This is a genomic window from Bacillus cereus group sp. MYBK30-2 (assembly GCF_051915945.1).
Lineage (GTDB): Bacteria > Bacillota > Bacilli > Bacillales > Bacillaceae_G > Bacillus_A > Bacillus_A paramycoides.
The window spans coordinates 1-1737 of sequence record NZ_JBQAFR010000023.1 but is presented as its reverse complement, the minus strand read 5'-3'; the positions used below and the strand labels follow the sequence as shown (position 1 = coordinate 1737).

The window sequence follows — 1737 nt, the reverse complement described above, 5'->3', positions numbered from 1 at the left end:
TTCATCCTGAGCCAGGATCAAACTCTCCAATAAAGTTAGTTTGTCTAGCATCTAAAAATAAAAATTGACGTTTCACGTTGTTTGTTTCGTTCAGTTTTCAAAGAACTACTTAGTCGCTCATTTGCGACTTTCTTATGTTAACATTTTCATGTTTCAATGTCAACTAAGTTTTTTTATTTCGTTTGTCGCTTTCTGCGTTATTATCATCGGCGACTTGTTCTATATTACACTTCTATATACTAATAGTCAACAACTTTTATTCAATTAATAAAATAATAATTCCTGAAGGTATTTTTTATATAATTCCAATGAAAATATAAAAAAAGAACATCCCATTACATGCAAGACGTCCTCTTATTTAAACATTATATATGCACTCTTTAACTTTTAACCGTCTTCATTCTCTTTAATATTTCGATCGCCTGGCGTAAATACATTAATTAATTTGCGTTTATCCGCCCACATCACTCCAAATAGTACTAAACCACCGCCTACTACTATTCTCCACGTTAAAGATTCATTTAATAAAACAATTGAAGCAACAATACTTATTAACGGTAATGCATTTAAATATAATCCACTTACTGATGCCGAAACTATCTCTAGCGCTTTATTCCAAAACCAATATGCTAAAATTGTCGCTCCAATAACAAGATACATGACACTAAGTCCAGCTTTCCAGGTTTCAATCTTAGGGAAACCATAATAAAACATTTCTACCATTGCAAATGGTAATAGAATAATAGCTCCAATAATTAAAGTTAACGTTGTAAAAACATTGTTTGACAAATGTCGTTCTTGTTTCGGACGTTTTAACAATATCGTGTAGAAAGCAAATAAAAAAGTACTCAATAAAATAAGTATATCTCCTATTAAAGACACCTCTTGATCGGCGTTATTAGATGGAATTGTAATAAAGAGCACTCCTATAGCACCTAGTATAATTCCAATCCAATAATTCAGCTGAATTTTCTCTTTCAAAAAGAACGTTGAAAAAAGAATTGTAACTAACGGCAATGCAGCATCAATGATACTAACATGTAATCCACTTGTTAAAGAAATACCATAGGATGTGAACATAAAGTACCCAGCTACACCGGTAAAAGATAGTAAACTCATTCTTTTCCATGGAATATGTTTATGTACAACAGCTTTTTGTATTTGGTTAAATGAGAAAAGTATACAAATTCCACCTGCAAAGAAAAGGCGAATAAATAACAAAGTAAACGGTTGAATAGATTCTAATGCCCATTTCGTTGGCGCAATGGCTGTCCCCCATAATATAATAGCCACTAATAACATGCATATTTCTTTCATAATTCCCCACACCCATCAAAAAATATATGTTAGCTACCTTAATTATAGATTTTTTCTTATACAAAATCCCTTAAAAGCACAAAAGGTTATGTGAAAAAGAACTGGATAGCTATTTTTCACATAACCTTTTCATATAAGATCAAAAATATTTTTGTTCATACCACAACTAAATCACTATAAAAAAGGTAATTCTTACCTTCGACTAATATTTAAACGTATTATTTTATAACCTTCTTATCACTTTATCATCCAAATCTTATTATATACAGCCTCTATCTCCTTCTTTTTTCCTCTTTAGCGTTATTACATTTATGGATTTTAACATTTGGTAAATAAAAATAAACACAAAAAAACCTAAGTCGAAACGACTTAGGTTTTTGCTTGGCGACGTCCTACTCTCACAGGGACAAGGTCCCAACT

General features: G+C 31.2%; 1 protein-coding gene. It reads right to left on the bottom strand.

Annotated features, from left to right (window positions below; all coding sequences use genetic code 11):
* Positions 1-387 precede the first annotated feature (387 nt).
* Positions 388-1317 carry a DMT family transporter gene (locus ACTFQM_RS27260; RefSeq protein ID WP_440037032.1) on the bottom strand — a complete coding sequence of 310 codons (930 nt, stop codon included), beginning with the start codon at positions 1315-1317 and terminating at the stop codon, positions 388-390.
* Between the last annotated feature and the right edge of the window lie 420 nt (positions 1318-1737).